This window comes from Amycolatopsis sp. NPDC005232 (assembly GCF_040607795.1).
Classification (GTDB): Bacteria; Actinomycetota; Actinomycetes; order Mycobacteriales; family Pseudonocardiaceae; genus Amycolatopsis.
In genome coordinates this window covers 210,600-217,061 of the sequence record NZ_JBEXHL010000017.1, presented here as the reverse complement: position 1 = coordinate 217,061, position 6,462 = coordinate 210,600, and the positions used below count along the sequence as shown (strand labels likewise).

The 6,462-nt window shown below is 69.8% G+C and carries 7 protein-coding genes; 3 read left to right on the top strand and 4 right to left on the bottom strand.

Going from position 1 to position 6,462, the window contains the following annotated elements; genetic code table 11:
• The first annotated feature begins 209 nt into the window (after nt 1-209).
• Together serC and sepH are read left to right on the top strand one after the other, a co-directional pair.
• Nucleotides 210-1,337, top strand: coding sequence for a phosphoserine transaminase (serC, locus tag ABZU76_RS30290; protein WP_220244586.1), 1,128 nt, complete (start codon nt 210-212; stop codon nt 1,335-1,337).
• A 287-nt stretch (nt 1,338-1,624) separates the two neighbouring features.
• Nucleotides 1,625-2,473 carry a septation protein SepH gene (gene sepH / locus ABZU76_RS30285; RefSeq protein WP_354875385.1) on the top strand — a complete coding sequence of 283 codons (849 nt, stop codon included), beginning with the start codon at nt 1,625-1,627 and terminating at the stop codon, nt 2,471-2,473.
• Here sepH and ABZU76_RS30280 read toward each other — a convergent pair.
• The 4 genes from ABZU76_RS30280 to ABZU76_RS30265 form a co-directional block, all read right to left on the bottom strand.
• On the bottom strand, nt 2,470-2,826 hold the full coding sequence (locus ABZU76_RS30280; RefSeq protein ID WP_354875383.1) for an MmcQ/YjbR family DNA-binding protein: 357 nt from the start codon (nt 2,824-2,826) through the stop codon (nt 2,470-2,472). The two genes, sepH and ABZU76_RS30280, sit on opposite strands and share 4 nt — an antisense overlap.
• A gap of 18 nt (nt 2,827-2,844) precedes the next feature.
• Nucleotides 2,845-3,441, bottom strand: a complete 597-nt coding sequence (locus ABZU76_RS30275; RefSeq protein ID WP_354875381.1) for a DUF2537 domain-containing protein — start codon at nt 3,439-3,441, stop codon at nt 2,845-2,847.
• A 140-nt stretch (nt 3,442-3,581) separates the two neighbouring features.
• On the bottom strand, nt 3,582-3,722 hold the full coding sequence (locus ABZU76_RS30270) for a hypothetical protein (protein ID WP_354875379.1): 141 nt from the start codon (nt 3,720-3,722) through the stop codon (nt 3,582-3,584).
• A gap of 189 nt (nt 3,723-3,911) precedes the next feature.
• The gene (locus tag ABZU76_RS30265) at nt 3,912-4,715 is read right to left on the bottom strand and encodes an RNA methyltransferase (RefSeq protein ID WP_354875377.1); all 804 of its coding nucleotides are present in this window, start codon (nt 4,713-4,715) and stop codon (nt 3,912-3,914) included.
• A 226-nt stretch (nt 4,716-4,941) separates the two neighbouring features.
• Here ABZU76_RS30265 and ABZU76_RS30260 point away from each other — a divergent pair, with 226 nt between their 5' ends.
• Nucleotides 4,942-6,441, top strand: a complete 1,500-nt coding sequence (locus tag ABZU76_RS30260; protein ID WP_354875375.1) for a glutamate-cysteine ligase family protein — start codon at nt 4,942-4,944, stop codon at nt 6,439-6,441.
• The last annotated feature ends 21 nt before the right edge of the window (nt 6,442-6,462 follow it).

Genomic DNA, 6,462 nt, shown 5'->3' with positions numbered 1-6,462 from the left:
CCATCCCCCCCCCTTTTCCTATTTTGTCGACTATACGGGGGGGCGCTCACCCCCCCATGGGGGGGTGGGTTGCTTTGCCCCCACCCACCGGGGGGTTCGGTGCGTTGAGCGCACCGAACGCCACATTGGGGCGCAAGTGTCCGATTCCACATGTCGGACACCTCCCCACCGCATTGAGCAGGCGCATCCCGACCTGAGAGACTGCCCACATGACCGACGCAGCGGAGTTGAGCATCCCCGAAGACCTCAAGCCGGCCGATGGGCGCTTTGGTTGCGGACCGTCCAAGGTCCGTGACGAGCAGCTCGCCAAGCTGGCTGAGTCCGGCCACACCTACCTCGGCACGTCGCACCGCCAGAAGCCGGTGAAGTCGCTGGTCGGGCGCGTGCGCGCGGGGCTGTCCGAGCTGTTCTCCCTGCCGGAGGGCTACGAGGTCATCCTCGGCAACGGCGGCACCACCGCGTTCTGGGACGCCGCCGCGTTCGGGCTCGTGCGCGAGCGCGCGCAGCACTTCACCTACGGCGAGTTCTCCTCGAAGTTCGCGAGCGTCACGAACAAGGCGCCGTTCCTCGCCGACTCGATCATCGTGAAGGCGGAAGCGGGCAGCGCGCCCGACATCGCGTACGAAACCGGTGCCGACCTCGTCGGCTGGGCGCACAACGAAACCTCGACCGGTGTCGCGGTGCCGGTGCGTCGCCCCGAGGGCAGTGACGGCGCCCTGGTCGCGATCGACGCGACGTCCGGCGCCGGCGGCCTGCCGGTGAAGGCCGAGGACTTCGACGTCTACTACTTCGCGCCCCAGAAGTCCTTCGCGTCCGACGGCGGCCTGTGGATCGCCCTCGCCTCGCCGGCCGCGGTCGAGCGCATCGGCGAACTGGGCGGCGGCGACCGCTGGATCCCCGAGTTCCTGTCGCTCACCACGGCGCTGGACAACTCGCGCAAGGACCAGACGTACAACACCCCGGCCGTGGCCACGCTCTTCCTGCTCGCCGACCAGATCGAGTGGATGAACGGCCAGGGCGGGCTCGCCTGGACGACCGCGCGCACGCAGGACTCGTCGAACCGGCTCTACGAGTGGGCCGAGAAGACCTCCTACACCACGCCGTTCGTGAAGGACCCGGACCTGCGCTCGCAGGTCGTGGGCACCGTCGACTTCGCCGACGAGGTCGACGCCGCCGCCGTGGCCAAGGTGCTGCGCGCCAACGGCATCGTCGACACCGAGCCGTACCGCAAGCTGGGCCGCAACCAGCTGCGCGTCGGCCTGTTCCCGGCCATCGACCCCGACGACATCACGAAGCTCACGCAGAGCATCGAGTACGTGGTCGAGCGGCTGGGCTGAGTTCTGTACTGCGGAGTTCCGCACCGCTGAGTTCCGCACACGACGGGCCCCTCTCACTCCGGGAGGGGCCCGTCGTGCGTTGCGCGACGAACACGGAACACCACTCATTCGTGACGGAACGTGGTCGGCGTGTCCCACGGGTTCCCGGTGAGCGGGCCCGGGAGGATGACGGAGACCGTCGTCAAAAAAGGTGACGGTTGGGTGATGCATCGGCGCGCCTCGCACGTCAAGCCGACGCGCCGTTCTAACGTGAGCACCCACAAAGGTGAAGATCGGGGAGGCGAGAAATGCGGGCGCTACGGGTGGTCGGTCTGCACGAGGACGGCAAGTCCATCGTGCTCGAGGACCCGGCGAGCCGTACCCGCTTCCTGCTCCCGGCCGATGAAACTCTGCGAGCGGCGGCTAGGGGGGACATCGCCCGGCTGGGCCAGATCGAAATCGAGTTGGAGAGCCAGATGCGGCCACGCGAGATCCAGGCGCGAATCCGCGCCGGCGAGTCCGTCGAACAGGTCGCGAGCGGCGCCGGCGTCTCGGCGCAGCGCGTGGAGAGGTACGCCTACCCTGTGCTGCTGGAGCGCTCGCGCACGGCCGACCTCGCCCAGAGCGCCCACCCCGTCCGCGAAGACGGCCCCGACGTGCAGACGCTCGGTGAGGTGATCGCGTACGCGTTCGGCGTCCGCGGCCACGACTACTCGCAGGCCCGCTGGGACTCCTGGCGCGGCGACGACGGCAAGTGGGTCGTCGTGCTGCAGTGGAAGGCCGGGCGCTCCGACAACCGCGCCCACTGGTCCTTCTCACCCGGCGCCCACGGCGGCACGGTGCACGCCCTCGACGAGAACGCCGAGGTGCTGCTCAACCCCAACTCCTACCGCCCGCCGCGCACGGTCCGCGCCCTCGACCCGGCGCGTGACGCCGTCATGCAGCCGACGCTGGACTCGGCCGAGGACGAGCGCCTGGCGATCGAGGCGCCCACCGAGCCGCACGAGGAGGACGACGACACCCGGGAGATCCCGCGCGTCCCGTCCGACGACGAGGCCGCCGAAGACGACCAGCCGCGCGCGAAGCCCAAGAAGAACCACCCCATCGTGCCTTCGTGGGAAGACGTCCTGCTGGGCGTGCGTTCCCAGCGCGGCTAGTCCTCGAGGAGCACGGCCAGCGACTTCGGCGCGACCAGCCGGTAGGCGTCGCGCACGATGTGGTCGATCTCCGCCCAGTCGACGTCCACGTCGAGGCGTACGCCGAGCCAGCCGCGGTGCCCGACGTAAGGCGGGCGGAAGAAGCGTTCCGGCTCGGTGCGCACGAGGTCCTCCTGCGCACCGGGCGGCGCCGGGCACCAGAAGGCCAGCCGTCCGTCGTCGTGGTGGTGGTTCGCGAACGTCACGAACGTCTTTTTGCCGCGCACGAACCACGTCGGCTCGCCGTGGCTGAGCCGTTCGGTGGCCTCGGGCAGCGCGAGGCACAGCTTGCGCAACTCGTCGACGGGCGCCATCGGGCCAGTATCGGCCGGTCAGAGCACGATCGCCAGCACACCCAGCCACGCCGCGATGATCCCGGCGCCCGCGCCGTAGACCGCCCACCGCACGATCGGCAGCCGCCGCCCGAGCCACAGCGACGGCCCGATCCCGGCGGTCACCACGACCGACGCCACCAGCGCGATCCAGGTGTTCGTCTCTTGCGCGAGCGTTCCTGCCAACGCCAGCATCGCCACGGCCACGAGCACCGCGGCGAACGCCGACACCGTCAGCCCGGTCAGCCAAGGCGTCGGCTCAGTCGCGGCTCCAGGCACCCCACGCCGCCGCGCCACCACGCGCGCGGGCGGGTCGATCACCGTCTCTACGCCAGACACCGGATCCACGAACCGCACCGTCGTTCCCATCACCGTCGCCAGCCGCCCGGCCAGCTGCCGCCCTCGCTGCGACACGACGGACGTCGCGACCTCCGCGTCGCCCCCCGTCCGCGACACCGCCGATGCGACGCGCGCCCACTCGTGCAGGGCCTGCGCCAGGTCCGGCCCGATCGCCAACCGCCGCGGGTCGACTTCGCGCGCACCCTCGCCACCCGGGCCGGCGAGCACCGCGCGCTCGCCCCGGATCCGCAGCTCCACTGACGTCCTCCCGCTGGGCATTTCCCACTTGCAGGTGCCTGCCGTCGAACGCGACTGCGTCTGCCCGCACCTGCCCGCAGCAGCGTAAGCCCCGCGAGCCTCCCGGCGGGACCGGCACCCGGCGCGGAAATCGACCGAAATCAGAGCCGCACGTCGAGCAGCTCCTCCACCGCCACCGGCGTTCCGCCCACCTCCGCCATCACGCGCTTGTGCTCGGCGTCGATCGGGTGCGCCGAGTTCGCGAACGCCGCCGCGGCAGCCTCGAAGTCGTCGGACTCCATCGCGTAGATCAACAGCCGGCGAAATCCGGCTCACCCGAATGTTGATCAGCGCGCGAAAATAGCCGCGCCGGCCCGCCGATGCCAAGGACTGCCGCACGGGCGGGGCCGGATGGGCCACGGTCGTTGACCGATCGACATCTGCGCCTGTGGTTACCGGCGCGAAATGGGTATCCCGGAAAGGTGAGCACCTCAACGCGTGGCGGCGACCTCGTGGAACGCGACCGCGGCGGCGGTGGCGACATTCAGCGAGTCGACGCCCGGCACCATCTCGATGCGCACGGCCAGATCCGCGGCCGTGATCGCCTCGTCGGTGAGCCCCGGTCCCTCGGCGCCGAGCATCAGCGCCACCCGCTCGCCGACCTTCTCGCGCAGTCCGCGCAGCGGAACGGATCCCGGCCGCGGTGTGAGCGCCGCCACGGTGAAACCGCTTTCCCGCAAGAGGTTCAGTCCGTCGGGCCACCCGTCCAGCGGAGCGAAGGGCACGCGGAGCACGTGCCCCATCGACACACGCACGCTGCGCCGGTACAGCGGATCCGAGCAGCCCGGCCCGAGCAGGACACCGTCGACACCGAGCGCGGACGCGTTGCGGAAGATCGAACCGAGGTTCTCGTGGTCGCCGACTCCTTCGAGCACGGCGAGCACCTGCGCCCCGGCGATGATCTCCGAAACCGCAGGCGGCGCCGGACGATCGGCCACCGCAAGCACCCCGCGGTTGAGGTGGAACCCCACCACGGAAGCCATCGTTTCCGCCGAAGTCACGTACGCGGGCGCGTCGACGCCGGAAAGGTCGAGGTCACGCACCCGCCGTTCCACGCCGAGCAATGCGCGCAGGGGGTACCGCGAAGCGAGCATCCGCTCGACAACCACGGTGCCTTCCGCGATCACGAGCCCCCGCCCACCGGGACGGTCCGGCCGCCGGTCCGCAGTGGACAAGTCGCGGAAATCGTCGAGCCGGGGATCTTCGGGATCCTCGGTGAAGATCAGTTCAGCCACACCGCACAGTGTGACATCCGCATGCCGGGACCCCGCCCGGTACAAAGCTGGTCCGAACGACCGGACAACTCTGGTACGAATGGGCCATTTTTGCGGACAGTCAACCTCCCGTGACGGAGAGCACCAGTTTGGCCGCTAGCCCAGATGCGCCGCTCTGTGCGACGGTGGGCGGCCTGGCAGTCCCCGCCCGGACACTTGCGGACAGCAGCCAAGGAGCGCGTCAGACATGGGTACCGACCTTTCGGCGAAACCGTTCGACCAGCTGGACCGAGGACGGTACCGCCGCAAAGTCCAACGCTGTCTCGACACGCTCGCCCGGATGCTCACGGACGGCAGTTTTTCCTTTCCCCGCAAGAATATCGGGCTCGAAGTGGAGCTGAATCTCGTCGATGGGCAACTGCGCCCGTCGATGACCAACGCCGCGGTGCTGGAAGCGCTCGACGACCCGTCGTTCACCACCGAACTCGGGCAGCACAACCTCGAGCTGAACGTGCCGCCGCGCCCACTCGCCGGCGATTCGGCGCTGCAGCTGGAAGACGATCTGCGCGCATACCTCGGCAAAGCGTCCGCCAAGGCCACCGACGCCGGTTCGACGCTCGCGATGATCGGGATCCTGCCGACACTGCGTCAAGAACACTTCGACCAGAAATGGCTCACCAACAACGCGCGGTATTCGTCGCTGAACGACCAGATCTTCGCCGCGCGCGGTGAGCGAATCGCGCTTTCCATGGACGGCGCGGCGCTTCCGGGCGAACAGCCCGAAAGGCTGCGCAGTTTCGCGGAATCCATCCTGCCGGAAGCCGCGTGCACGTCGGTTCAGCTGCATCTCCAGGTGGCGCCTGAGGAATTCGCGGCGCACTGGAACGCGGCGCAGTGCCTCGCCGGCGTGCAGACGGCGCTGGCCGCCAACTCGCCCTTCCTGCTGGGCAAGGCGTTGTGGCACGAGACGCGCATCCCACTGTTCCAGCAGGCCACCGACACCCGCCCGGAAGAGCTGAAGAACCAGGGTGTTCGCCCGCGGGTGTGGTTCGGCGAGCGGTGGATCACGTCGATCTTCGACCTGTTCGAGGAGAACGTGCGGTACTTCCCCGGCCTGCTGCCGCAGACCGACGCGGAAGACCCGATCGAGACGCTGGAGTCGGGCCAGGCGCCGAAGCTCACCGAGCTGCGTATGCACAACGGCACGATCTGGCGCTGGAACCGGCCGGTGTACGACGTCGTCGACGGCCTGCCGCACCTGCGCGTCGAGAACCGCGTGCTGCCGGCCGGGCCCACGGTCGTCGACATCGTGGCCAACGCCGCGTTCTTCTACGGCGCCCAGCGCGCGCTGGCCGAGCAGGAACGCCCGGTGTGGACGCAGATGTCGTTCCAGGCCGCGGAGGAGAACCTCTACGCGGGCGCGCGCAAGGGCTTCGAGGCGCAGCTGTACTGGCCGGGCATCGGCTGGATCCCGCCCGACGAGCTCGCGCTGCGCGTGCTCCTGCCGCTCGCCCACGAGGGCCTGCGCCGCTCCGGCGTGTCCGACGAGGCCCGCGTGAAATACCTCGGCGTGATCGAACGGCGCTGCCTCGCCCGCCGTAGCGGCGCCACCTGGCAGCGCGACTACGTGCTGCGCGCGCAGGACCGCGGCGCCGACCGCGAGACGGCGCTCAACCGCATGCTGGGCCGCTATCTCGAGCTCTCGGCCGCCGGCGAACCCGTGCACACCTGGTCGCTCACCGACTGAGTACGAGCCCCCGTTCGGCCT